This is a genomic window from Thioalkalivibrio sp. ALR17-21 (assembly GCF_000420185.1).
In the GTDB taxonomy this organism is placed as follows: Bacteria; Pseudomonadota; Gammaproteobacteria; order Ectothiorhodospirales; family Ectothiorhodospiraceae; genus Thioalkalivibrio; species Thioalkalivibrio halophilus.
Map to the genome: position 1 here is coordinate 26,704 of NZ_ATUL01000022.1, position 23,107 is coordinate 49,810.

The window sequence follows — 23,107 nt, forward strand, 5'->3', positions numbered from 1 at the left end:
TCTGCCCGCACGAGGCGGGGGCAGCGTCAGTCGGCGTGGCGTTCGTGCGGTACGGCGCCGAAGCCGGCGGGGCGGCAGCCGAAACGGGCGGCGGCCCAGGCCGCACGCGCCGCCTGGGGTTCTTCGGCGGTCTTGCGAATGTGTTCGTCGACCGCGCGCAGGCGCGGGCGGAGGCCTTCGCCATTGGCGATCTGGATCGCCAGTCCCGGCCGCGCGTTGAGCTCCAGGATCAGCGGGCCGTGGCGGCGGTCGATGACCACGTCGACGCCCAGATAGCCCAGGCCGCTGAGTTCGTAGCAGCCCGCGGCGAGTTCCATGAGTTTGTCCCATCCCGGGATCGCCAGGTCCACCAGGCTGGCTTCGGTGTCCGGGTGGACCCATACGGGCTGGTTGTGCTGCACGCCACCCAGGGTATGTCCGCTTGCGAGGTCGATGCCGGTGCCCACCGCCCCCTGGTGGAGGTTGGCCTTGCCGTCCGATTCCTGCGTCGGCAGGCGCAGCATGGCCATGACAGGATAGCCGCGATAGACCACCGTGCGGATATCCGGAACACCGGTATGGGTCACCTCGGCGAAGATCTCGGAGAATTGCACCCGTTCCTCGATCAGTGCGACGTCCGGCCGCCCGCCGAGGCTGTACATCCCGGACAGGATCCCGGAGACATGGTCCTGCAGCTCGCTGACCTCGTGCATGCGCCCGCCGGCCCGGCGCAGCCGCTCACCGCGCCAGCCGGAGATCACCATGATCCCGTCGCCGGCCGCGCCATGGGCCGGTTTGATGACGAAGCCGTTCGCGTGTTCGCGCAGTTGCCGCTCCAGGCCGCGCAGCTGATGGTGACTGTGAATGACACCGATGAGCTCCGGCACGGCCAGGCCGGCGGCGCTGGCCAGCTGTTTGGTCATCCGCTTGTCGTCCACGCGCGGATAGTGGCGCCGTGCGTTGTATTCGGCGATGTACAGGCCGTTGCGCGCATTCATGCCGAGGATGCCCTGCCGGCGCAGGGTCGACGGGCGTACGAAACGGGGCCACCAGCCGGCCATCAGTCGGGTTTCCTCAGGGCGTCCTGCATCTTCCCGAAGCGGAACAGCTCGGTCAGGCGGTAGCCGGTGTAGCGCCCGAGCAGCAGGGTCACGGCGAGGATGACCAGCAGGAGTTCGGGGAACACGAACAGCAGGTGCTCGAGCTGGCGACTGGCCATCAGGCCATAGGCCGCCGCAGCCACGATCAGGCTGCCGACCCCCTGGGAGATGGCATCCGCCGGGCCGTGTTCTTCCCATACCACCGACATGCGCTCGATGGTCATGGCCAGGATCACCATCGGGAACAGCGACAGGGCGAGGGCACGTTCCAGCCCCAGGTGGTGGGCCAGGATGGACAGCCCCAGCATCAGCATGATGACCACGCTGACCACGGCGGCCAGGCGGGGTACCAGCAGGAGCCGCAGGTGTTCCAGGTAGAAACGTACCGCCAGCCCGAGCGAGACGATCAGGGTGAACAGGATGACCCCGGCCAGCAGCTGGGTCTCGCGAAAGGACAGGGCGATCAGCACCGGCATGAACGTGCCGAAGGTCTGGATGCCGATCACGTTGCGCAGCAGCACGATGATCATGGCCCCAAGCGGGACCATCAGCAGCACGCGATAGGTGTTCTGCGTGCCCAGCGGAAGTTCCAGTGGCGAGAAATCGAGGATGCGGGTGTCCAGGGTCTCCCCCAGGCGCTGAGCGGTGCCCAGTGCGTCCTGCACGCTGCGGGTCACCGCGAAGCGCAGTTCTTCTCCGGTGCCGTTACGGACCTCGAGGATCGGCGCGTCGCCATGGCTCCAGACCACGACGTCGTCGGGGTAGTCGATGTTGCCGTTCAGCGGATGCACCGGAACCCAGCGCTCGGTGTTGTGCACCTCCAGCCAGGTCTCCGGCTCGATATTGCGATGCCCGTCGCGCAGCGGGATGACCGTGACCGCGCGGGCGGGGATGCGGGCGACGGAGAGCAGGTCGATCAGGGTCTGCGTGCGCAGTTCGCGGTCGCCGTCATCCATCACGAACAGCGACGCGTTGCCGTCCGCTCCCGCGCCTCCCAGGTCCCGGACCAGCACCGTGGCAAAGCTCTGGATGCCGGAGGAGCGTTCGCGCACGCTCTGGATCAGGGCCTCGGCGGCTGAATCGAAGGGTTCGTCCCATTCGCGGGGCGCCACCGGTCCGGGGTACTCCGCATGCGGGCCGGCGCTGGCGTCGCGATAGAGCGTGGTGCGGTAATAGAGCGTCTGCTCTCCGCGCGGGTCGCGCGAGGTCCACTGCGTGACGCGGTCATCCGTGCCGTGCGACGTGGTCAGGCCGTACCCTCGGGAGATGAAGTTCTCGTCCAGCCGGGCGAAGTTCGGGAGCCGTTCGGGGATGCGCAGCCGGACCTCGGCCGCCCCGCCGGTTGGCTGGAAGCGGATGCGCGATTCCACCACCCAGGTGTCGGCCGTCGCACCCGGCTGCAGGGGCATGTCGAGCAGGGTGGCCTTGTAGAGAAAGATGCCGAACCCCGCCCCCAGCAGGAGCAGGATCAGCAGGGGCAGATGGAACCGTTTCATTCGTCGGCGTCACTGCTGTCTTCGTCCGCCGGGCAGTCCGGTGGCAGCAGGTGTTCGTTGCCGGAGTCCACCAGGATGTGCCCGGCCATGTGGCTGCGGCCCACCAGCAGCTGGTAGGTGAGTTCCGTGCGGTCCACCAGGGTGGTGTCGGCTTCGATCTTCCGGTCGCCGAGGCACAGTTCGAGGCGCACGACGTGCCGTTCATCGAGTTCGCCACTATGCTGGCGGATGCGGGCGCTGCGTTCGATGGGGCGCTCCAGGGTGATGCGGGCGTCTTCGTTGTGCGGATCGATGATCTCGAAACGGATCCACTTCTCGTCATCGCGCTCGAAGGTTTCCTGCTGTAGCGCGTTGAGAGAGGAGGAAGTGGCGCCGGTATCCAGGCGTCCCTCCAGGGTGATGTCCTCTTCGAGGATAGTGGCGTCTTCCACGGTGCCGAGAATGGTCAGGGAGGAAGGCGTTCCCGCGATCGAGGGGGGGTGCGCCACGGCCGTGAGCAGGGCCACAAAAACCGCGGCCGATTTGGGTACACTGACGGTCGGGCGCATACAGTCGACGATGGTTCGGGATGAAGCCATGGATGATATTGCATGCCCGGACGATGCGCCCTAACACGATTCACATAACAAGGAGCCGGCCATGAGCTGGGTGATCGACCTCGCCGACCTGACCATGAATGACGTTGCCGAGACCGGTGGCAAGAACGCCTCGCTGGGCGAGCTGCTGGGGCAGCTGGGGGCCGCCGGGGTGCGGGTGCCGGGCGGTTTTGCCACTACCGCGTCGGCGTTTCGCACATTCCTGGCGCGTGACGGACTGGATACCCGCATCAAGGAACGCCTGTCCGGGCTGGACATCAACGACATCGAGGCCCTGCGCGCCGCCGGGCGCGAGGTGCGCGGCTGGATCGAGGCCGCCCCGCTGCCCGCGGAGCTGGAAGACGCGATCCGCGAGCATTACGCGAAGCTGGGCGAGGACGTGCCGGTGGCGGTGCGCTCGTCGGCCACCGCCGAGGACCTGCCCGAGGCCTCGTTTGCCGGCCAGCAGGAGACCTTCCTCAACGTGCGCGGCATCGATGCCCTGCTGCAGCGGGTGCGCGAGTGCTTCGCCAGCCTGTACAACGACCGTGCCATCGCCTACCGCGTACATAATGGCTTTGCCCACGACGAGGTGGCGCTGTCCGCCGGGGTGCAGCGCATGGTGCGCTCGGACATCGGCGCCTCCGGGGTCATCTTTACCCTGGATACCGAAACCGGTTTCCGCGACGCGGTGTTCATTACCGGCGCCTGGGGCCTGGGCGAGACCGTGGTGCAGGGTTCGGTGAACCCCGACGAATATCAGGTGTACAAGCCGGCGCTGGCGGCCGGCAAGCGCGCGGTGATCGGGCGCACGCTGGGCACCAAGGCGATCCGCATGGTGCTGACCGAGGACGGCACGCAGACCGAGGATACCCCGGAAGAACTGCGCCGGCGTTTCTGCCTGTCGGATGGCGACGCGGAGCAGCTGGGCCGTTTCGCGGTGGCGATCGAGCAGCACTACGGCCGGCCGATGGACATCGAGTGGGCGCAGGACGGCGATACCGGCGAGCTGTTCATCGTGCAGGCGCGTCCGGAGACGGTGGAGAGCCGCGTGGAGATAGGCGGCGGCGAGACCTACAAGCTGGGTGCGCACGATGTCGAGCCACTGGTGACCGGACGTGCAATCGGTTCGCGCATCGGCAGCGGCGTGGTGCGGGTGCTGGAGTCGCCCGACGAGATGCACCGCATGGAGGAGGGCGACATCCTGGTCGCGGACATGACCGATCCCGACTGGGAGCCGATCATGAAGCGGTCCGCGGCCATCGTGACCAACCGCGGCGGGCGCACCTGTCACGCGGCGATCATCGCGCGCGAGATGGGCGTGCCGGCGGTGGTCGGCTGCGGCGATGCCACCGAAAAGCTGAGCGACGGCTTCGAGGCCACGGTGTCCTGCGCCGAGGGGGACGACGGCCACGTGTATCCGGGGCATATCTCCTTCGAGGTGGAGAAGGCCTCTCCGGAACAGTTGCCGGAGCTCCCGCTCAAGCTGATGCTCAACGTCGCCAACCCCGGGCGCGCCTACGCCTTCTCGCAGCTGCCGCACGCGGGCATCGGTCTGGCGCGGCTGGAGTTCATCATCAACGGCACCATCGGCGTGCATCCGCTGGCGCTGCTGGACTACGCCGAGGATCCGCAGCGCCTGGAGCCGGCGGTGCGCGAGCGGATCGCCGAACGTCTGCACGGCTTTGACGATGGCCCCCGCGAGTTCTTCGTGCGCAAGCTGTCCGAGGGGATTGCGACGCTGGCGGCGGCCTTCGCGCCGGAACCGGTGATCGTGCGGCTGTCGGACTTCAAGTCCAATGAATATGCCCACCTGATCGGCGGGGGCGGTTACGAGCCGGAGGAAGAAAACCCGATGCTGGGGTTCCGTGGCGCTTCGCGCTATCGCGCCTCCAGTTTCCGTCCGGCGTTTGCCATGGAGTGCGAGGCCCTGCGCCGCGTGCGCGACGAGATGGGCCTGGACAACGTGCAGATCATGGTTCCCTTCGTGCGCACCCTGAAGGAGGCCGACGATGTTCTGCAGGTGCTGGAGGAGGAAGGCCTGAAGCGCGGCGAGAACGGGCTCAGGGTCGTGATGATGTGCGAGATCCCGTCCAACGCCCTGCTTGCGGATGACTTCCTCGAGCGCTTCGACGGGTTTTCCATCGGTTCCAACGATCTGACTCAGCTGACTCTGGGGGTCGATCGCGACTCGGGGCTGGTGGCGGAGTCCTTTGACGAGCGTGACGAGGCCGTGAAACAGTTGCTGGCGATGGCCATTCAGGCGGCGCGCCGGCAAAACAAGTACGTGGGGATCTGCGGGCAGGCGCCCTCGGACTATCCCGAGCTGGCCGGCTGGCTGATGGAACAGGGTATCGATTCGCTGTCGCTGAACCCGGATGCCCTGATCTCCACCTGGAAGAGTCTGGCGCAGCTGCGCCAGGCGGGCGGCCGGGGGTGACGTCCATGGCGGGCGGCGAACCGGAGGAGCCGCGCTGCCCGCAGGTGTACCTCGTGTCCGACGGCACGGGGATCACCGCGGAAACCCTGGCGCGGTCACTGTTCACCCAGTTCCCGGCGCTCGCGCCGGACTGGCACCGGCTGCCTTTCGTGCAGTCGCCGGGGCGGCTGTCGTCGGCGTTCGCGCGCATCGGGGAGGGGCCGCAGCCGGCGCTGGTGGTGGCGACCCTGGCCGATGGCCAGCTGCGGGCGCAGCTGGAGCATTGCCCGGTGCCGGTGATCGACGTGCTCGGGGAACACCTGGGACGCCTGGAGGCGATCCTTGGGGCCCAGGCCGAGGCGGTGGCGGGGCGTGCCCACGGGCGCGGCGATGCCGAACGCTACGACCGCCGGATCGACGCCCTGAACTACACCCTGGCGCATGACGACGGCCTGGCCAGTACCGATCTCGCGGTGGCCGACGTGGTGCTGCTGGGAGCCTCGCGCTCCGGCAAGACCCCCACCAGTCTGTATCTGGCGATGAACTACGGACTGTTTTCGGCCAATTACCCCCTGGTGCCGGAGGATCTGGACCACGGCGGGACGCCGCACATGCCGCAGCCCCTGCGCGGGCTGGAAGGGCGCATGGTCGGGCTGACCATTCATCCGCGCCGTCTGGCACAGATCCGCGAGGCGCGGCGCCCGGGCAGCCGCTACGCCAGCCTGGAGCAGTGCCGGGCCGAGACCCGGGCGATCGCAACCTTTCTCGAAGTCTGGGAGCTCCCGCAGCTGGACGTTACCGAACGCTCGGTCGAGGAGATCGCCACCCGGGTGCGCGACCTGCTGGAGCTGCCGCGCTGAGTCAGGCGGCGTCCGGCAGTCCGAGGCGGGCGAGCCAGTCGGCCGGGTCGCCATTGCAGACCAGGAATTCCGGGTTGAGCAGGCTCTCGCGGGTGTTGTAGCGCAACTCGTTGCCTTCCAGATCGGTGACGCGGCCGCCGGCCGAGCGCACCACCGCGTGGGCGGCGGCGGTATCCCATTCCGAGGTCGGTCCCAGACGCGGGTAGATGTCGGCGCTGCCTTCCGCCACCAGGCACAGCTTCATGGAGCTGCCGAGGCTCACCAGCTCGTGCGGTCCGATGCGTTCCAGCACCGCGTTCAGTCGCTCGGCGCCGTGCGACCGGCTGCCGGCCACGCGAACCGTCTCCTCCCGGGTGCGCGGCGCGGTCACGCGGATGGGTGTGCGCGGCCCGTCGCCGTCGCGACGGAAGGCTTCGCCGTCGATCTGCCCGGCATACAGGCGCTGCAGCACCGGGCACCAGACCACGCCCAGCACCGGTTCGTGGTTGTGGATCAGCGCGATGTTGACGGTGAACTCGCCGCTGCGCTTCACGAATTCGCGGGTGCCGTCCAGCGGGTCGATCAGCCAGTAGGTGTCCCAGTCCTGGCGGGTGGCGAACGGGATGTCCTGGCCTTCCTCCGACAGCACCGGCCACTGCGGGGCGATCTCGCGCAGGCCGTCGCTGATCACGCGATGGGCGGCCAGATCGGCCTCGGTGAGCGGCGAGCGGTCGTCCTTCTCGGTGACGGCAAAGCGGGTCTCGTAGATCTCGAGGATCGCGCGGCCGGCGTCCTCGGCCACGGTGCCGACCTCGTTGAGCAGGGCGGACAGGGCCGCGCCTTCGGGCACGGCAACGGATGCGGTTTCGGTCACGGGCGGCTCCTCAGGTGTTCCCGGATCATGTACAGCGCGGCGATGGAACGGGCCTCGGTGCAGTCTTCGCGCTGCACCAGTTCCTCCAGGGCATCCAGGGGCCAGGGCACCACCTCGATGGCCTCGGGTTCGTCACCCTCGGCGCGCTGCTCGTAGAGGTCCTCGGCCAGGACCAGATGGGTCTGATGGCTCATGTAGCCGGGGGCCACGGTCAGGCTGCCCATCGCCGTCAGGCGACGGCCGGCATAACCGACCTCCTCCATGATCTCGCGGTTGGCCGCGGCGATGATCTCCTCCCCGTACTCCATGCGCCCCTTGGGCAGGCCGAGTTCGTAGCGGTGGGTGCCGGCGGCGTATTCGCGGATCAGGAGGACATGGCCATCGTCGCGTACCGGGGCGATGATCACGGCCCCGTTGCCGCGGCTGACCAGGCGCTCGAAACAGGCATGGGCCCCGTTGCTGAATTCCAGGTCCAGCTCCTCCACTTCGAACAGGCGGCTTCGGGCCACCGTGCGGCGTTCGTGGACGGCGGGCTTGTCGCGGCTCATTGCGGGTCCATCGGTCGGGGCGTCCGGGGGCAGACAGGCTGCTCCCCGGACGCGGGTCACTCGTCGCGGCTCAGCCGGATCCGGGTCTCCAGCTCGCCTTCGAAGGTGGTGTCCAGGATCATGCCGTGCTCGAAACCCCGGACGTCCACGCCGGGCTGTCGTTCGGGGGCCGTGTCTTCCAGCGTCAGGTCCAGATCGCCCCAGGACAGCGTGAGCGTCACGCGCATGGGGAAGTAGCCGTCCAGGAAGCGGCGCATGAACGGCCCGTTCTCCAGTACGTACTCGCCGTTGCCCCGGCTCTCGACCACCCGCATCTCGGCTTCGACACACAGCTCCGAGGCCTCGGTGACGCCGATGACGACGACCCGGTCGTCCTCGGCCCAGGCATCTTCGACCTCGTCGGCGCTGGCCACTCGCAGGCCCCGGATGTTCGGCTCATTGTACACGATGGACATGCGGCTGATCTCGGCCAGGCCACTGTGGCACTGGCGCAGCCGCACCCATCCGTCGTTCAGGCTGTCTTCGTCGAGGGTCAGGTGGTTGTCGTGGTGATGCAGCGGTGTGTCGCGCTCTGCCGGCGGCTCGGCGTAGATCCGCAGTTCGGGGCTGGTGGTCTGGGCGTCCTCGGGATCCACCTGACCGGGGCCCGGGGGGGCGTCCTCCCACAGGCTGTCGTCCTCCAGCGGGTCGTAGTCCGGGTCATCCGGGTCCATCGCCATGGCGGGTGCCGTCGCCAGGGCGCCGCCCAGGGCCAGGATCAGTCCCGCCGCAACCGCGCCGGGTCCGCGTGCCGTTCGTGTTTCGGTTATTCTGTGCATCGTCAATCCCGTCGTTGCTTCCCCACATCTCATGGACTCGCAGACCCGCGCGAAAAATCCCGAGACGCCCGCCGCGCCGGTGGACTGGTCGCGGGTGGATACCGTGCTGTTCGACATGGACGGCACGCTGCTGGACCTGCACTTCGACAACCGGTTCTGGGGGGAGCTGATCCCGCAGGAATACATGCGCTGCCAGCCCGATGACCCGGAATGCGCGCGCCGGCGGCTGGAAGACGAGATGCAGCGGGTGCGCGGGCGGCTGGAGTGGTACTGCGTCGACCACTGGACGCATTTCACCGGTCTCGACGTGCTCGCGCTCAAGCGCGAGCTTGCCCATCACGTGGCCATCAAGCCGCACGCCGTCGAGGTCCTGGACCGGATCGCCGCCAGCGGGCGGGAACGGGTGCTGGTGACCAACGCCCATCCGGAGGTGTATGCCTTCAAGCACCGTCTGACCGGGATCGGGGACCATCTCGACCGCATTGTCTCCGCCCATGACCTGTTCTGTGCCAAGGAGGAGACGGTCTTCTGGGAGCGGCTGCAGGCTGTCGCTCCGCACGATCCGGCCCGGACCCTGTTGGTGGATGACAACCTGCATGCCCTGGCCAGCGCGCGCGAGGCGGGTATTGGCCAGCTGCGCGGGATGCGCTATCCGGACGAGCGCGGTGCCCCGATGAACAGCGACGAGTGGGCGCTGCTGGAGGACCTTTCGGATCTGCTGGACGGGCTCACTTGACCGGCGTGGGCATGTTGCGGATCCGGTCCAGACGGATGTGCACGGCCTCGCCCTCGCAGGTGCCTTCCAGCCAGTGATGCCCGTGGTCGTCCGCGGTGACCTCGTGCGGGGTAACCCGACCCATCCAGGCGCGGCCGGCATCGGGCCCGGCATCGGGCCCGGCCCAGTGCAGCTGCAGGGTTTCGCCGGTCAGGATGGCGATTTCCAGGCGTTCGAGGATGTGGCGCGGGGTTTCTTCGGTCATGGTGTCTGCGGTCCGGGTGGCTGGCGGTAGTCGGTCGGGTCGGGGACGTCGGCCGCGGCGAAGGCGGCCTGGCGGGCGTGGCACTGGGGGCAGCGGCCGCAATGGCGTTCCTGACCCAGCAGGCAGCTCCAGGTCAGGCGCCATGGCACTCCGTCCTGTGCGCCCCGGCGGATGATATCGGCCTTGCCGAGTTCCTGCAGCGGGGCGGCCACCGACAGGCCGGGAACCAGCCGGGCGGCCAGCGAGCCGAAGTCCTGCAGGAAGGCCGCGCGGCTGCCCGGACCGTGCCCGGCGTCCTCGCGGTTGAGCGCGAGCAGGATCCGTCCGGCACCGTGGTGCTGGGCCAGATTGACCGCGAGCGCCAGGATCAGCAGATTGCGCTGCGGCAGCGGGACATGCCCGACCCAGTCGGAACGCCGGGTGAACGCCTCGCGCAGGGCCCCGGTTTCCACGGTTTCCAGGCGCACGCCCTCGGCTTCGGCCAGGGCGAGGACCGCGGCCCGCTCACGCGCGGCATTGCGCTGGCCATAGTCGGCCCAGGTGGCGATGAGGGGGCGGTTTTCGGCGCACCACCGGCGCAGCAGGGCGGCGCTTTCGACGCCGCCGGAGAGCAGGAGCAGGTCGGGTTCCGGGTTCATGGCTACAAATTATGCGCCGCGCGGGAACGTCGCCAGAGACCGGGACGGGGACGGGGTGGGAGCCGCGGAACCCGGGGGCATGGTCGTGGCCTCATTGATGGGACTTCACCGGGAGCAGACAGACGATGATTGAGCAGTTGCGGGCGCGCTGGCAGCAGCTGATGCGCGCCGAACGCAGTGACAGCGAGACCGGCGACGAACAGGAGCGCCTGCAGCGGGCCGCGGCCGCGCTGATGATGGAGGTGTGCCGTGCCGACTTCCAGCTGGTGGATGCGGAGCTGGAGACCGTGCGCGCCAACCTGATCGAGATGTTCGGACTGGACGACGAGGCGGCCGATGCCCTGCTGGACATCGCACGGGAAAAGAGCGATGCGCTGGTCTCCCTGCATCCGGTGGTGCGCGAGGTGAACGCTGCCTTCGATGCCGATCAGAAGGCGGCGATCATGAAAGGCCTGTGGCGCTCGGCGCTGGCCAACGACGAACTGCACAAGCGCCAGGAGGCGGTGATCCGGCGGCTGGCGGACCTGCTGTACGTGCCGCATGCCACGTTCATCCGCACCAAGCTGGCGGTGCTGGAGGAGCGCGGCGAGGCACCGGAAGAACAGGGCGGCCGGGAATGACGGTCGCACGACATCATGGCTGATCCGGGTACGCTGCTGGCGGCCGCCGCGGTGGGCATCCTCGGCGGTGTGCACTGCCTCGGGATGTGCGGCGGCATCGTGGGGGCCATTTCCATGGGGCATGCCGGGCGCCGTGGCCCGGTGTGGCCGCTGCTGCTGGGTTACAACATCGGCCGCATGACCAGTTATGTCATCGCCGGGGCGCTGGCGGGGTGGCTGGGTGCCACGTTGCTCGGGGGGCTGCCCGCGGGGCAGACCATCCTGCAGGTGGTGGCCGCGATCTTCCTGATCCTGCTGGGACTCTACATCGCCGGGTGGTGGCCGGTGCTGGCGCGGCTGGAGCAGGTGGGCGGCGTGCTGTGGCGGCGCATCGAGCCGCTGGGCCGGCGCTTTCTGCCGGTGCGCAATCCGGGGCAGGCGCTGGTGGTTGGCGGGCTGTGGGGCTGGCTGCCCTGCGGTCTGGTCTACAGCGTGCTGGCCTGGTCGCTGAGCGCCGGCGGCGCGCTGGAGGGTGCGGCGCTGATGGCGGCGTTCGCGCTGGGGACGCTGCCCAACCTGCTGCTGATGGGGGTGTTCGCGGCGAAGCTGGCGGGTTTCGTGCGCAAGCCCCGGGTGCGCCAGTTCGCGGGGGCGGCGATCGTCCTCTATGGCGCGGGGATGCTGGTGGCGCTGCTGCTGTAGCGGCGGGCGCGGGTCGATGCCGGGGCGGAGACCGCCCCGGCGGCAGGCGGGATGACCGGGATCGGGGGCGTCAGTCGACGTAGAATTTCTGCTCGAACTCGATCGGCAGGACGACTTCCGATCCCGCCGGCGTGATCTCCAGGTTGAAGGTCATTTCTTCGCCCGCGCGCACCGTCATTTCCGAGAGGTGGTAGATCGCGTCGCCGTCCTCGATCTCGCGAAAGCGCAGGCTGCGCGACTGCTGGTTCATGTTGACCGCGTTGCCGCTGACATCGGCGGAGACGGCCTGCAGACCGTCATCGGTGCGTTCCATGACGGTGACGTTGATCATTGCACGGTTGCTGCTGCGACGGACGTCATAGGCACGCGCAACTTCGGGCGACAGGAAGGTGGTGTTGATGACGTTGTAATAGACCACGTGATCGTCGAACCCGGTCTCGTTCGCGTTCGCCACCGAACTGCCGAGGGCGAGGGCGGCCACGATCGAGACGACGCCACCGAGAACACGCTGCACTCTTGTCATATCGGACTCCTCATTCGCTTGAACCATGCCCCGGGATCCATACCGGAGCCGGGCGGCGGGTTCCGCCCCTGATTTCGAGTCTAGTCCTTCTGGCACTATTTGCGCAGCCGGGTCTCAGAAGATCCCGCGCACGATGATGGTCAGGATATACAGCCCGACCAGGGCAATCATCGGCGAGAAGTCGATGGCCCCGGTGGACGGGAGCATGCGCCGCAGCGGGCCGAGAATGGGGCGGTTCACGTCGGCCGCGAGTCGCGCGATAGGGTTGTATCCGCCCCCGCCGCCGGCCTGCACCCAGCTCATCACGACTTCGACGATCAGGGCGATGATGAACACCCAGATCGCGGTGATCAGGAGTTCACGTATGGCCACCAGCAGCAGAATCACCGGGTCGGCTTCCATGCCCAGTACGGCAACGCGCAGCCACAGTTCCAGGAATTTGAGGACGACCATCAGCACGATGGCTGCCGTGTCGACGCGCCCGATGGAGGGGATGATCGGCCGCAGCAGGTTCAGCGGCGGCGTGGTCAGCATCAGGATGGTCTGCGAGATCGGGTTGCGGTAGTCGGCCCGCACCAGCCCGAAGATGACCCGCAGCATCAGCAGGATGATGGCAATGCCGAAGGCAACGCCGATAAGGAAGTTAAGGATCTCCTGGCCGGTGGTCATGGCTCCGGGGTTCATGCTGGCTCCTGGCGGTCTGCGCGGCGCGAATGAAGACGCGTATTTTCCTCCAGGGTTGTCGGGAAGCCAAGGGACATGATCAGTGTTTCCCTAGCCGCGGCCGAGTTCCTCGCTGCGCGCCGCCGCCGCCTGCATGGCACGCCGCAGCAGGCCGCGCAGGTCGCCCTGCTCGAGCGTGTTGACGGCCTGTTCGGTGGTGCCGCCGGGCGAGGTGACGCGCCGGCGCAGCTCCGCGGCATCCTCGGGGCTGTTGGCCGCCAGCCGGGTGGCGCCGGCCAGGGTGCCCAGGGTCAGTTCGCGCGCCGTCTCCGGCGGCAGCCCCAGCTCCTCGGCGGCGGCCTGCATGGCCTCGATGATCAGGAAGACATAGGCCGGACCGCTGCCGGAAGTCGCGGTCACGGCGTGCATCAGTTCTTCGTCTTCCACCCACAGGGCGCGGCCGACGGCCTCCATCAGGGCCGTTGCGGCCCGGCGGTCTTCCTCGCCCACGCCGGGCCCGGCGAACAGGCCGGTGACACCGGCGCCCACCAGCGCGGGCGTGTTGGGCATGGCCCGTACGATGCGCGCCTGCGGTCCCAGCCATTCGCCCAGCCGGGCGGTGGTGACCCCGGCGGCCACGGAGACCACCAGCGGGTCGCCGCTGGCCACTGCGTCGCGCAGCGTCGGCGCGACCTCGGGCAGGGTCTGCGGCTTGACCGCCAGGACCAGGATGCCGGTGTCGCCGGCGAGTTCTTCCGGGCTGCCGGCGCCCAGGCCGGGGAAGCGGCCTTGCAGGGCTTCGACGCGTTCCGGGCGGGTGTCGGCGATGGCCAGGCGGTCGGCGGCGCGTCCGCTGTCGACCAGCCCCTGGATCAGGGCCTCGCCCATGTTGCCGGCGCCGATGAAGGCGACTTCGCGGGAATGCTGGGGCATGCGGACTCCGGTGCAGAAGGGGTGGATTCAGGCGGGACGCGGGCCGAACAGGTCGGTACCGATGCGCACCAGCGACGCACCTTCAAGGATGGCGGCTTCGAGGTCGCCCGACATCCCCATGGACAGGGTATCGAGTTCGTGGCCGCGACGGCAGAGGTCGTCGCGCAATTCGCGCAGGCGGGCGAACGGGATGCGCTGGCGTTCCGGGTCGGTTTCGGCCGCCGGCAGGGTCATCAGGCCGCGCAGATGCAGGTGCGGCAGGGCGGCGATCGCGTCCGCCAGCGCCGGCAGGGCGTCCGGTTCCACGCCGGCCTTCTGCGGTTCGCCGGAGACATTGACCTGGATGCAGACCTGCAGTGGACCGAGGTGTTCGGGGCGCTGCTCGCTCAGGCGTCGCGCGATCTTCTCGCGTTCCAGGGTGTGGACCCAGGCCGCGCGTTCGGCCACCGCGCGGGTCTTGTTGCTCTGCAGCGGGCCGATGAAGTGCCATTCGATCCCGGCCGGTTCCGGGGGTGCCTCCAGGGCGTCGTGCTTGTCGATGAGCTCCTGCACGTAGTTCTCCCCGAAAGCGGTCTGGCCGAGGCGGTGCAGGGCCCGGATTTCCGCGACATCGCGGGTCTTGGAGACCGCCAGCAGGCGGACGGAATCCCGCGGTCGGCCGGCACGGTGGCAGGCCTGCGTGATGCGGGCGTGAACTCGTTCGAGGGCGGCTTCTGGCGTGCTCATTGGCCTATGATATAGTCCTGAAGACATGATCAGAAGTGGTGTCTTTATCGGCGCCATCCACGGTCGCCACGGACGGAGCGCGCGGCGGCCCGGAACAACGGGGGATTGAATGGATATCACGCAGCTGCTGGCGTTTTCGGTCAAGAACGGGGCCTCGGACCTGCACATCTCCGCGGGCATGCCGCCGATGGTGCGCATCGATGGCGACATGCGCCGGGTGAATGTCCCGGTGATGGAGCACAAGGAAGTGCAGGGCCTGATCTACGACATCATGAACGACCGTCAGCGCAAGGACTACGAAGAGTTCCTGGAGACGGACTTCTCGTTCGAGGTTTCGGGGCTGGCGCGCTTCCGTGTCAACGCCTTCAATCAGGACCGCGGCGCGGCGGCGGTGTTCCGTACCATCCCCTCCAAGGTCCTGACCCTGGAAGACCTGGCCACGCCGAAGATCTTCGAGGACATCGCCAACTACCCGCGCGGGCTGGTGCTGGTGACCGGCCCCACCGGTTCGGGTAAGTCCACCACGCTGGCGGCGATGGTCAACCACCGCAACGAGAACGACTACGGGCACATCCTCACCATCGAGGACCCGATCGAATTCGTGCACGAGTCGAAGAAGTCGCTGATGAACCAGCGCGAGGTGCACCGCGATACCCATGGCTTCTCCGAGGCCCTGCGCTCGGCCCTGCGCGAGGACCCCGACACCATCCTGGTCGGCGAGCTGCGCGACCTGGAGACCATCCGTCTGGCGCTGACCGCGGCCGAGACCGGGCACCTGGTGTTCGGCACGCTGCACACCAGTTCGGCGCCCAAGACCATCGACCGCATCATCGACGTCTTCCCGGCTGCGGAAAAGGACATGGTGCGCGCGATGCTGTCGGAATCCATGCGTGCGGTGATCTCGCAGACGCTGATGAAGAAGATCGGGGGCGGGCGCGTTGCGGGGCACGAGATTATGCTGGGGACGCCGGCCATCCGGAACCTGATCCGCGAGAACAAGATCGCGCAGATGTATTCCACCATCCAGACCAGCGCCGGAACCGGCATGCAGACCCTCGACCAGTGCCTGAAGGACATGCTGGCCCAGGGGCTGGTCAGCCGTGAGGATGCCCGCCGCAAGGCCGTGAACCCCGACGCCCTGTAAAACCGAGCCAACGCCGTGGTCGCCCGGCGGGGCGGCCACGCCAATCGGAGGATGCCCATGGATCGTGACAAGGCGATCAAGTACATGCACGACCTGATGAAGGCCCTGGTGGACCGGGGCGGGTCGGACCTGTTCATTACCGTGGGGATGCCGCCGGCCGCCAAGATTGACGGGAAGGTGGTCCCGCTGACCGAGCAGAAACTCACGCCCTCGCACACCCAGGCGCTGGTGCGGGCGATGATGAACGACAAGCAGTCGGCTGAATTCGAGCGCAATCAGGAGTGCAACTTCGCGGTCGGCCTGGCGAGCATTGCGCGCTTCCGCGTGAACGTCTTTACCCAGCGCGGGAGCAGCGGCATGGTGATGCGCGTGATCAATTCGGAGATCCCGCGTTTCGAGGACATCCGCATGCCGCCGCAGCTGGAAGAGATCACCATGGAAAAGCGTGGCCTGGTGATCTTTGTCGGGGGGACCGGCTCGGGCAAATCCACCTCGCTGGCCGCGATGATCGGTCACCGCAACCGGTCTGCCTCGGACCACATCGTGACCATCGAGGATCCGATCGAATTCGTGCATCAGCACGGCAAGAGCATCGTGACCCAGCGCGAGGTCGGTGTGGACACCCACGACTACCAGATCGCGCTCAAGAACACGCTGCGCCAGGCGCCGGACGTGATCCTGATCGGCGAGATCCGCGACCGCGAGACCATGGATTACGCGGTCGCCTTTGCCGAGACCGGGCACCTGTGCCTGTCCACGCTGCATGCGAACAGCACCAACCAGGCGCTGGACCGCATCATCAACTTCTTTCCCGAGGATCGGCGCGAACAGCTGCTGATGGATCTTTCCCTGAACCTCAAGGCCGTCGTCTCGCAGCGGCTGGTGCGCCGCGAGGACGACCAGGGGCGCGTCCCGGCCGTCGAGATCCTGATCAATACCCCGCTGATGGCGGATCTGATGCTCAAGGGTGCCGTGCACGACATGAAGGAACTGATCTCGCGCTCGCGCGAGCAGGGTATGCAGACCTTCGACCAGGCGCTGTTCGATCTCTACGAGAACCACGAGATCAGCTACGATGAGGCCCTGCGCAACGCCGATTCGGTGAACGACCTGCGCCTGCGCATCAAGCTCGACAGCGAGCGCGCACGGCGCGATGGTGCCCCGGCGGTGGCCGACACCGGCGAGGGCATTGCGGTGGAAGACGATCCGGAGGAATTCCGTGTCCGCTGAAGCACAGAACACCGGTTCCGACGGTACGGCCGCCGGTGAACCCGCGAAGCGCCAGCTCCAGATCGAGCCCTATCTCAAGCTGATGGCGCAGAAATCGGCCTCGGACCTGTTTTTTCTCACCGGGGCGCCGGCGTCCATCAAGGTAGATGGCGTGCTGCAGCCCATCGCGCGGCGGGCACTGGCCCAGGGGCAGACCGAGGGCATTGCCCGCGAGATGATGAACGACCATCAGGAGCGGATCTTCGACGAAGAGACCGCGGTCAATTTCGGCCTCACCCGCGAGGGGCTGGGCCGCTTCCGCGTGAACGTCTATCGCCAGCGCGGCGAAGTGGCGATGGTCATCCGCTTTATCAGCAGCTCCGTGCCCACCATCGACCAGCTGGGGCTGCCGGAGGTGCTGAAGGAGTTCATGACCTACCGCGACGGCCTGGTGCTGGTGGTCGGCTCGACGGGTACCGGGAAGTCGACCACGCTGGCGGCGATGATCGACCATCGCCTGACCATCGATACCGGGCATATCCTGACCGTCGAGGATCCGATCGAATTCCTGTTCCAGCACAAGCGGGCGATCGTCGGCCAGCGCGAGGTCGGAATCGACACGCCCAGTTACGAACACGCCCTGCAGGAGGGCATGCGCGAGGCTCCGGACGTGATCATGGTCGGGGAGATCCGCAATCGCGAGACCATGCGGGCGGCCCTGAACTACGCCGATACCGGGCACCTGGTGCTGTCCACCCTGCATGCGACCAATGCCTCGCAGGCACTGGACCGCATCATCAATCTGTTCCCCGAGGATCACCGTTCGCAGATCCTGTCGGACCTGTCCCTGAACCTGCGCGCGATTATCGGCCAGCGCCTGCTACAGAAGAAGGATGGCTCGCGGGTGGCGGCACTGGAGGTGCTGGTGAATACGCCGTACATCTCCGAGCTGATTCACAAGGAGGAGATCGGCGAAATCAAGGAGATCATGGCGAAGTCGGCCTCGGTCGGCATGCAGACCTTCGACCAGGCGATCGTCAAGCTCTTCAAGTCGGGCAACGTGATGCTGAACGAGGCCCTGAGCAAGGCCGATTCGCGCGCCAACCTCGAGTGGAAGCTCAACTTCGGCGGGGGCGTGGGGGCCGCCGAGGAAGGTGGCGAGGAAGAGCTCAAGCCGCCCGAATAGTCTGTCGCGGGCCCCGTGTCCTCTCCGGCCCCGATCCGAGCCGGGGAGGAAGCTTACGGGGCCGGTTCGGGGAAGACGTCGGCGGCCGCGAACACCGGGCCGTCGACGCAGACGCGTTTCATCGCCACGCTTTCCCCGGTGCGCACCGGCACGGTACAGCCGGCACAGCCGCCCACCGCGCAGGCCATGAATTCCTCCAGCGATACCTGGCAGGGCAGGTCGAATTCCGCGGCCAGCTCCGCGCAGGCCTCCAGCATCGGGTGCGGCCCGCAGGCAAAGATCTCCACCTCCCTGCGTTCGGCGGGGTCCAGTCCGTCCAGCCAGGCGCGCGCGAGGTCGGTGACGAAGCCGTCGAACGCCCCCGGAATCCCGGCCTTCGAGGTGAGGCGACACGAGATCCCCCAGTCTTCCAGCAGCGGCAGCGTGCCGATGGCGCCGTCCGGCAGCCCCGGCCACAGCACTTGCGATGGCCGCGGGCGGAACGGGAACGGGACCTCGGACCCCAGGATCGCACGGGTTGTGCCCGCCTCGCCCTGCTGGCGCAGGCGGTCGGCGAGGAAGATCATCGGCGGGATGCCGACGCCGCCACCCAGCAGCAGGCGCCGCGGCCGCTCCGGGTGCAGCGTGAACGGCCGGCCGATCGGTCCCAGCACCTGCAGGCTGCGGCCCACCGGCTGTTCCGCCAGCGCCCGGGTGCCGTCGCCCACCGTCTTGTACAGGAATTCCACCCAGCCGGCATCGGGGTCGACCCGCTGGATCGACAGCGGCCGCCGCATGGGCAGGCGCGGCGAGCACTGGATATGGGCGAACTGCCCGGGCTGCGCGCGCCGCGCGCATTCCGGGGCCTCGACCCGCAGGATCCACTGACCGCTGCCCGCATCTTCATGCGCCAGGATACGGGCGGACTCTTCGAACAGGGTGCCGCGATGCGGCGGGTGCTGCGGGTTCATGCGTCGTCCTCGCCGGGGCGGGTCCAGGTCGGGCGTCCGGCGACCCAGGTCTCGCGGACCTCGCCCCCGAACGTCCAGTTGAAAAACGGGGTGTTGTGTCCGGCGCTGAGCCAGTGCTCCCGCCGGATGTCATGGAGGGCACCCGGGTCGAACAGCACGAAATCCGCCCGCGAGCCGGGCGCCAGGCGGCCATGTTCCAGTCCCAGGACCTCCGCGGGGCCGTTCGTGATCCGCGACAGGGCCTGTTCGAGACTCAGCAGTCCGTCTTCGACCAGGCGCAGGGTCAGGGGCAGCAGGGTTTCCAGCGCGGCGATGCCGGGAAGGGTGTCGGCGAAGGGCCCCAGCTTGCTGTCGGCCTCGTGCGGCTGGTGGTCGGAACAGATGGCTGCAATGCTGCCGTCGGCCACGGCCGCACGCAGACCGTCCCGATCGCGCTGGCTTCTCAGCGGCGGAATGACGTGGCAGTCGGGATTGAACTCGGCCACGTCAACCTCGGTGAGGAACAGCTGGTGAGCGGCCACGTCCGCGGTGACCGGGAGGCCGTCACTGCGCGCCTTGGCAATCATCTCCGTGCCCCGCCGGGTGGACAGCCGCGCGACATGCACCCGCGCCCCGGTCTGTTCCACCAGCGCCAGGATCGCGCCCAGTGCGGCGGTCTCCGCGGCCTCGGGGATGCCCGAGAGCCCGAGGCGGGTGGACACCGGGCCCTCGTGCACGCAGCCGGAGCCGGTCAGGGCCGGATCCTGGGCCGACAGCACGGTGGTCAGATCGAAGGTGCTGGCGTATTCCAGCGCGCGGCGCAGGATCAGGAGGCTGGCGAGCGGGCGCTGCCCGTTGCTGACCCCCGGAGCACCGGCGCGCATCAGCGCGGCCATCTCCGCCAGCTGCTGGCCTTCCAGTCCGTGGGTCAGCGCGCCCAGGGCGTACACCCGCACGCCACAGGCCTCGCGCGCGCGGCGGGTGATCAGCTCGATCACGGCGGGGGAGGCGACCGGCGGGTGGGTGTCGGGCGGCACCACCAGGGTGGTGATCCCGCCGCGCGCCGCGGCCCGGGCCTCCGAGGCGATGGTGGCCTTGTGTTCCTCGCCCGGTTCGCGGGTGCGCGCGGCCAGATCGACCAGTCCGGGAAACACCCACAGGCCCTTGCCGTCGATGCGCCGGCGTGGCTCGAAGCCCTCCGGGATGCTGCCACGTGCGAGGATCTCCTCGCCCTGCACGCACAGGTCGCCCACCGCATCAAAACCGTCGGCGGGGTCGAGGATGCGGACGTTTTCGATGACCACGCTCATGACTGGTGGGCTCCCATCACCATGGACATGACGGCCATGCGCACCGAGATCCCGTAGGTCACCTGTTCCAGGATCACCGAGTGGGGGCCGTCGGCGACCGCGGATTCGATCTCCACGCCGCGGTTGGCGGGGCCGGGGTGCATCACCAGACAGGTGGGCGAGGCCAGTTGCAGACGCCGGGCGGTGAGGCCGAAGCGCTGGAAATACTCGTGCTCGGAGGGCAGATGGGCGTGCTCCATGCGTTCGCGCTGCAGGCGCAGCATGATGACCACGTCCACATCCTGCAGCCCGCTGTCCAGATCATGGTGCACATGCACGCCCAGCTGCTCGACATCCGCCGGCAGCAGGGAGCGCGGGGCAACCACCCGCACCTCGCCGGTCTGCAGGATGTTGAGGGCGTGGATCTGTGAGCGCGCCACCCGCGAATGCAGGATGTCGCCGACGATCGCGACCTTCAGTTTGGTGAAATCGCCCTTGTGCCGCCGGATGGTGAACATGTCCAGCAGGGCCTGGGTGGGATGGGCGTGACGGCCGTCGCCGGCGTTGAGCACGCTGATCCCCGGTGCTGCGTGTCGGGCGATGAAATGCGCGGTCCCGCTCTCCTCGTGGCGCACCACGAACATGTCCACGTTCATCGCCTCGAGGTTGCGCAGGGTGTCCAGCAGGCTCTCGCCCTTGACCGCCGACGAGGTGCTGACATTGATGTTGAGCACATCGGCCGACAGCCGCTTGGCGGCCAGCTCGAAGGTGGTGCGGGTGCGGGTGCTGGCCTCGAAGAACAGGTTCACGATGGTCTTGCCGCGCAGCAGCGGGACCTTCTTGACCGCCTTCTCGTTCATGTTGGCGAACGATTCGGCGGTATCCAGGATCTCCGTCAGCAGCGTGCGGTTCAGCCCCTCGATCGTGAGCATGTGCCGCAACTGGCCCTCATCGGTCAGCTGCAGGCGGTTGGGGAGCGGACCGGGCTGGGGCAGGCGGCTGGTGTGCGCGGCAGGCAGCTCCGTCATCCGTCAGTGCCCTCCGGGGGCTCCACCGCCACGCGTTCGAGGCTCAGCGGCTCGGGACCGCGCAGCTTGATCTGCTCGGCCAGGCCCAGCTCCATGTGGGCCCCGGCCACCGCGGCACACACCGGCAGTTCACGGCCGTCACGCTCGACCAGGACGACCAGCGAGACCGAGGCCGGGCGGCCCCAGTCGAACAACTCGTTCAGGGCGGCGCGGATGGTGCGGCCGGTGTAAAGGACATCATCCACCAGCAGCACGTGTTCGCCGTCCAGGTCCTCCGGGAGTTCCGAGGGGCGCACCTGCGGATGCATGCCGATGCGCGAGAAATCGTCGCGGTAGAAGCTGATGTCCAGCTTGCCCAGCGGACGCTGGATGCCCAGGCGCTCGCGCAGATGTTCGGCGATCCACACACCGCCGGAATGGATGCCGACCACGATCGGGGCCTCGATCCCTCGGGCTTCGAGGAGCTCGCGGGTCCGCGCGGCCATGTCGTCGAGCAGGGTGGGGACTTCAGGCGTCATGGGCATTCTCCAGAAACCAGCCTTCGAGGATGACGGCCGCGGCATGGGCATCCAGCCCCGGGTCGTTGCGGCCCGACCGGCTGCGGTCGCGGGCCAGGTGCGAGCTCAGGCGCTCGTCCGACCAGTATACCGGCTTGCCGAAGCGCGCTTCGAGCGCCGCGCCGAATTCGCGGATGGCCGGGCCCAGCGGAGTCGCCTGGCCATCCGCCTGGGTGGGCCAGCCGACCACGAACCCCTCCGGGCGCCATTCCGTGACCAGTGCGTCGATGCGTGGCCACGGCGGCGGCGACCCGCCGGCCAGCGTGACCAGACCGCGCGCCGAACCGGTCAGCGGCTCGCCCACCGCCACGCCGATGCGGCGGCGCCCGTAGTCGAACGCCAGAAAGGCCACGGGTTCAGGCGTGCCCGGAGGCTGAGCTGATCAGGTTGACGTCGATGCCGATGAGTTCGGCCGCGCGCGACCAGCGCTCCGCCGGCGGCGTCTCGAACAGGATGCCAGTATCGGAAGGTGCGGTCAGCCAGGCGTTTTCGCCCAGCTCGCTCTCCAGCTGCCCCGGCCCCCAGCCGGCATGTCCGAGGGTGATGAGCACCCGCGCCGGCCCGTTGCCGGCATTGATCGCCTCGAGGATGTCACGCGACGTGGTCAGGCTGACCTGGTCGGTCAGCGGCTGGGTCGCGCGCCACTGCTGTTCCGAGGAATGCAGCACGAACCCGTGCTCCGGCTGTACCGGCCCGCCGCGGAACACCGGCAGCTCCGGCAGATCGTCAGCGGGCTCCAGCTCCACATGCTGCAGCAGGTCGCGCAGCGTGAGTTCCGTTGGCTGGTTGATCACCAGCCCCAGCGCGCCCTCCGCGTCGTGTTCGCACATGTAGGCCACGGCGTGGCTGAACAGCCCGTCGTTGAGTGATGGCATGGCGATCAGGAACTGATCGCGCAGGCTCGATTCCAGAGTGCCTGAGCTTGCGGTATCCATGGGTTCCAGTATCGGCTTGTGCCGGTCTGCGATCAATCACGAGTTACTGTCGAAAGTGGTGTACGGGGGATTGAGGAAGGCGGCGTATCCGGCTGGAATGGAAGTGCGACCAACCAGCCAGCCAGAGGAGATACGCCACCATGGCTCACGATACGACAGACATCCCGAACGGACCAGAGGACCCGTTGACCGATCTGCTGCGCCGCGGGGCGCGGGACCTGATTCAGCAAGCGGTGGAGGCAGAGTTGCAGACGTTCATGGAGCGCTACGCGGAGGACCGCTTGCCGGACGGGCGCCGGGCGGTCGTGCGCAATGGCTACCAGCCGGAGCGCCGGATCCAGACCGGCATCGGCGATGTGCCGGTGCAGGTGCCGAAGACCCGGGATCGGTCCGGCGGCGGCCGGCACTTCACCTCCCG

Annotated in this window: 27 protein-coding genes; 9 read left to right on the forward strand and 18 right to left on the reverse strand. The window is 68.2% G+C overall.

The window, feature by feature from the left end:
- Positions 1 to 26 precede the first annotated feature (26 nt).
- The 3 genes from G020_RS0111230 to G020_RS0111240 are packed head-to-tail and all read right to left on the reverse strand — an operon-like array spanning position 27 to position 3,123.
- Positions 27 to 1,040, reverse strand: a complete 1,014-nt coding sequence (locus G020_RS0111230) for an alpha-L-glutamate ligase-like protein (protein ID WP_024329631.1) — start codon at positions 1,038 to 1,040, stop codon at positions 27 to 29.
- Positions 1,040 to 2,575, reverse strand: a complete 1,536-nt coding sequence (locus tag G020_RS0111235) for an inactive transglutaminase family protein (RefSeq protein WP_024329632.1) — start codon at positions 2,573 to 2,575, stop codon at positions 1,040 to 1,042. Before G020_RS0111235 ends, G020_RS0111230 begins: the two co-directional genes overlap by 1 nt.
- Positions 2,572 to 3,123: an ATP-dependent zinc protease gene (locus G020_RS0111240; protein WP_024329633.1), complete on the reverse strand. Its 552-nt coding sequence runs from the start codon at positions 3,121 to 3,123 to the stop codon at positions 2,572 to 2,574. The genes G020_RS0111235 and G020_RS0111240 overlap by 4 nt, the downstream gene beginning before the upstream one ends.
- A gap of 91 nt (positions 3,124 to 3,214) precedes the next feature.
- Between G020_RS0111240 and ppsA the strand changes: the two genes are divergently transcribed.
- Both ppsA and ppsR read left to right on the forward strand, forming a co-directional pair.
- Positions 3,215 to 5,590: a phosphoenolpyruvate synthase gene (gene ppsA, locus G020_RS0111245; RefSeq protein WP_024329634.1), complete on the forward strand. Its 2,376-nt coding sequence runs from the start codon at positions 3,215 to 3,217 to the stop codon at positions 5,588 to 5,590.
- A 5-nt stretch (positions 5,591 to 5,595) separates the two neighbouring features.
- A complete protein-coding gene (ppsR, locus tag G020_RS0111250) occupies positions 5,596 to 6,429 on the forward strand; it encodes a pyruvate, phosphate dikinase/phosphoenolpyruvate synthase regulator (protein WP_024329635.1) in 834 nt (277 codons plus the stop codon).
- 1 nt (position 6,430) lies between these two features.
- Here ppsR and cysQ read toward each other — a convergent pair whose 3' ends face one another.
- The 3 genes from cysQ to G020_RS0111265 are packed head-to-tail and all read right to left on the reverse strand — an operon-like array spanning position 6,431 to position 8,648.
- Positions 6,431 to 7,282, reverse strand: a complete 852-nt coding sequence (gene cysQ, locus G020_RS0111255) for a 3'(2'),5'-bisphosphate nucleotidase CysQ (RefSeq protein WP_024329636.1) — start codon at positions 7,280 to 7,282, stop codon at positions 6,431 to 6,433.
- Positions 7,279 to 7,830, reverse strand: a complete 552-nt coding sequence (gene nudE / locus G020_RS0111260; protein WP_024329637.1) for an ADP compounds hydrolase NudE — start codon at positions 7,828 to 7,830, stop codon at positions 7,279 to 7,281. Before nudE ends, cysQ begins: the two co-directional genes overlap by 4 nt.
- Positions 7,831 to 7,886: 56 nt before the next feature.
- Positions 7,887 to 8,648: a hypothetical protein gene (locus G020_RS0111265; RefSeq protein WP_024329638.1), complete on the reverse strand. Its 762-nt coding sequence runs from the start codon at positions 8,646 to 8,648 to the stop codon at positions 7,887 to 7,889.
- A gap of 31 nt (positions 8,649 to 8,679) precedes the next feature.
- On the opposite strand from G020_RS0111265, the gene G020_RS0111270 reads away from it, so the two are divergent.
- Positions 8,680 to 9,384, forward strand: coding sequence for an HAD family hydrolase (locus G020_RS0111270; RefSeq protein WP_043689232.1), 705 nt, complete (start codon positions 8,680 to 8,682; stop codon positions 9,382 to 9,384).
- Here the strand turns inward: G020_RS0111270 and G020_RS0111275 are convergent.
- Positions 9,377 to 9,628, reverse strand: a complete 252-nt coding sequence (locus tag G020_RS0111275) for a hypothetical protein (RefSeq protein ID WP_024329640.1) — start codon at positions 9,626 to 9,628, stop codon at positions 9,377 to 9,379. The two genes, G020_RS0111270 and G020_RS0111275, sit on opposite strands and share 8 nt — an antisense overlap.
- Positions 9,625 to 10,266, reverse strand: a complete 642-nt coding sequence (locus G020_RS0111280) for a 7-cyano-7-deazaguanine synthase (protein WP_024329641.1) — start codon at positions 10,264 to 10,266, stop codon at positions 9,625 to 9,627. The genes G020_RS0111275 and G020_RS0111280 overlap by 4 nt, the downstream gene beginning before the upstream one ends.
- A gap of 125 nt (positions 10,267 to 10,391) precedes the next feature.
- On the opposite strand from G020_RS0111280, the gene G020_RS0111285 reads away from it, so the two are divergent.
- Both G020_RS0111285 and G020_RS0111290 read left to right on the forward strand, forming a co-directional pair.
- Positions 10,392 to 10,886 carry a TerB family tellurite resistance protein gene (locus tag G020_RS0111285; protein WP_024329642.1) on the forward strand — a complete coding sequence of 165 codons (495 nt, stop codon included), beginning with the start codon at positions 10,392 to 10,394 and terminating at the stop codon, positions 10,884 to 10,886.
- 15 nt (positions 10,887 to 10,901) lie between these two features.
- Positions 10,902 to 11,567 (forward strand): sulfite exporter TauE/SafE family protein, encoded by a 666-nt coding sequence (locus G020_RS0111290; RefSeq protein ID WP_019022669.1) that lies wholly within the window; start codon positions 10,902 to 10,904, stop codon positions 11,565 to 11,567.
- 70 nt (positions 11,568 to 11,637) lie between these two features.
- Here the strand turns inward: G020_RS0111290 and G020_RS0111295 are convergent, their stop codons facing one another.
- The 4 genes from G020_RS0111295 to G020_RS0111310 all read right to left on the reverse strand — a co-directional run bounded on the left by G020_RS0111295 (position 11,638) and on the right by G020_RS0111310 (position 14,412).
- Positions 11,638 to 12,090 (reverse strand): DUF4426 domain-containing protein, encoded by a 453-nt coding sequence (locus G020_RS0111295; protein ID WP_024329643.1) that lies wholly within the window; start codon positions 12,088 to 12,090, stop codon positions 11,638 to 11,640.
- 114 nt (positions 12,091 to 12,204) lie between these two features.
- Complete coding sequence (locus G020_RS0111300; protein ID WP_018947582.1) at positions 12,205 to 12,774, reverse strand: YggT family protein; 570 nt, start codon at positions 12,772 to 12,774, stop codon at positions 12,205 to 12,207.
- A gap of 90 nt (positions 12,775 to 12,864) precedes the next feature.
- Positions 12,865 to 13,686, reverse strand: a complete 822-nt coding sequence (proC, locus tag G020_RS0111305; RefSeq protein ID WP_024329644.1) for a pyrroline-5-carboxylate reductase — start codon at positions 13,684 to 13,686, stop codon at positions 12,865 to 12,867.
- Positions 13,687 to 13,713: 27 nt separating this feature from the next.
- Complete coding sequence (locus G020_RS0111310; protein ID WP_024329645.1) at positions 13,714 to 14,412, reverse strand: YggS family pyridoxal phosphate-dependent enzyme; 699 nt, start codon at positions 14,410 to 14,412, stop codon at positions 13,714 to 13,716.
- Between the two features lie 109 nt (positions 14,413 to 14,521).
- On the opposite strand from G020_RS0111310, the gene G020_RS0111315 reads away from it, so the two are divergent.
- The 3 genes from G020_RS0111315 to G020_RS0111325 all read left to right on the forward strand — a co-directional run bounded on the left by G020_RS0111315 (position 14,522) and on the right by G020_RS0111325 (position 17,951).
- Positions 14,522 to 15,556 (forward strand): type IV pilus twitching motility protein PilT, encoded by a 1,035-nt coding sequence (locus G020_RS0111315; RefSeq protein WP_018947579.1) that lies wholly within the window; start codon positions 14,522 to 14,524, stop codon positions 15,554 to 15,556.
- 57 nt (positions 15,557 to 15,613) lie between these two features.
- Positions 15,614 to 16,786: a PilT/PilU family type 4a pilus ATPase gene (locus G020_RS0111320; RefSeq protein WP_024329646.1), complete on the forward strand. Its 1,173-nt coding sequence runs from the start codon at positions 15,614 to 15,616 to the stop codon at positions 16,784 to 16,786.
- A gap of 61 nt (positions 16,787 to 16,847) precedes the next feature.
- Positions 16,848 to 17,951, forward strand: coding sequence for a PilT/PilU family type 4a pilus ATPase (locus G020_RS0111325; protein WP_029681298.1), 1,104 nt, complete (start codon positions 16,848 to 16,850; stop codon positions 17,949 to 17,951).
- 53 nt (positions 17,952 to 18,004) lie between these two features.
- Here the strand turns inward: G020_RS0111325 and G020_RS0111330 are convergent, their stop codons facing one another.
- From G020_RS0111330 to G020_RS0111355, 6 genes are read right to left on the reverse strand one after another with little or no spacing between them, the layout of a single operon-like run.
- Entirely contained in the window at positions 18,005 to 18,901 is an 897-nt protein-coding gene (locus G020_RS0111330) for a dihydroorotate dehydrogenase electron transfer subunit (RefSeq protein WP_024329648.1), read from the reverse strand.
- Positions 18,898 to 20,190, reverse strand: a complete 1,293-nt coding sequence (locus tag G020_RS0111335; RefSeq protein ID WP_024329649.1) for a dihydroorotase — start codon at positions 20,188 to 20,190, stop codon at positions 18,898 to 18,900. The genes G020_RS0111330 and G020_RS0111335 overlap by 4 nt, the downstream gene beginning before the upstream one ends.
- The gene (locus tag G020_RS0111340) at positions 20,187 to 21,197 is read right to left on the reverse strand and encodes an aspartate carbamoyltransferase catalytic subunit (protein WP_018869678.1); all 1,011 of its coding nucleotides are present in this window, start codon (positions 21,195 to 21,197) and stop codon (positions 20,187 to 20,189) included. Before G020_RS0111340 ends, G020_RS0111335 begins: the two co-directional genes overlap by 4 nt.
- Positions 21,194 to 21,715 carry a bifunctional pyr operon transcriptional regulator/uracil phosphoribosyltransferase PyrR gene (pyrR, locus tag G020_RS0111345; RefSeq protein WP_024329650.1) on the reverse strand — a complete coding sequence of 174 codons (522 nt, stop codon included), beginning with the start codon at positions 21,713 to 21,715 and terminating at the stop codon, positions 21,194 to 21,196. The genes G020_RS0111340 and pyrR overlap by 4 nt, the downstream gene beginning before the upstream one ends.
- Complete coding sequence (gene ruvX / locus G020_RS0111350) at positions 21,705 to 22,106, reverse strand: Holliday junction resolvase RuvX (RefSeq protein WP_018869680.1); 402 nt, start codon at positions 22,104 to 22,106, stop codon at positions 21,705 to 21,707. The genes pyrR and ruvX overlap by 11 nt, the downstream gene beginning before the upstream one ends.
- A gap of 4 nt (positions 22,107 to 22,110) precedes the next feature.
- Positions 22,111 to 22,689 (reverse strand): YqgE/AlgH family protein, encoded by a 579-nt coding sequence (locus G020_RS0111355; protein ID WP_024329651.1) that lies wholly within the window; start codon positions 22,687 to 22,689, stop codon positions 22,111 to 22,113.
- Positions 22,690 to 22,829: 140 nt separating this feature from the next.
- On the opposite strand from G020_RS0111355, the gene G020_RS0111360 reads away from it, so the two are divergent.
- On the forward strand, positions 22,830 to 23,107 hold a 278-nt coding region (locus G020_RS0111360), incomplete at its 3' end, for a transposase (protein WP_196800318.1).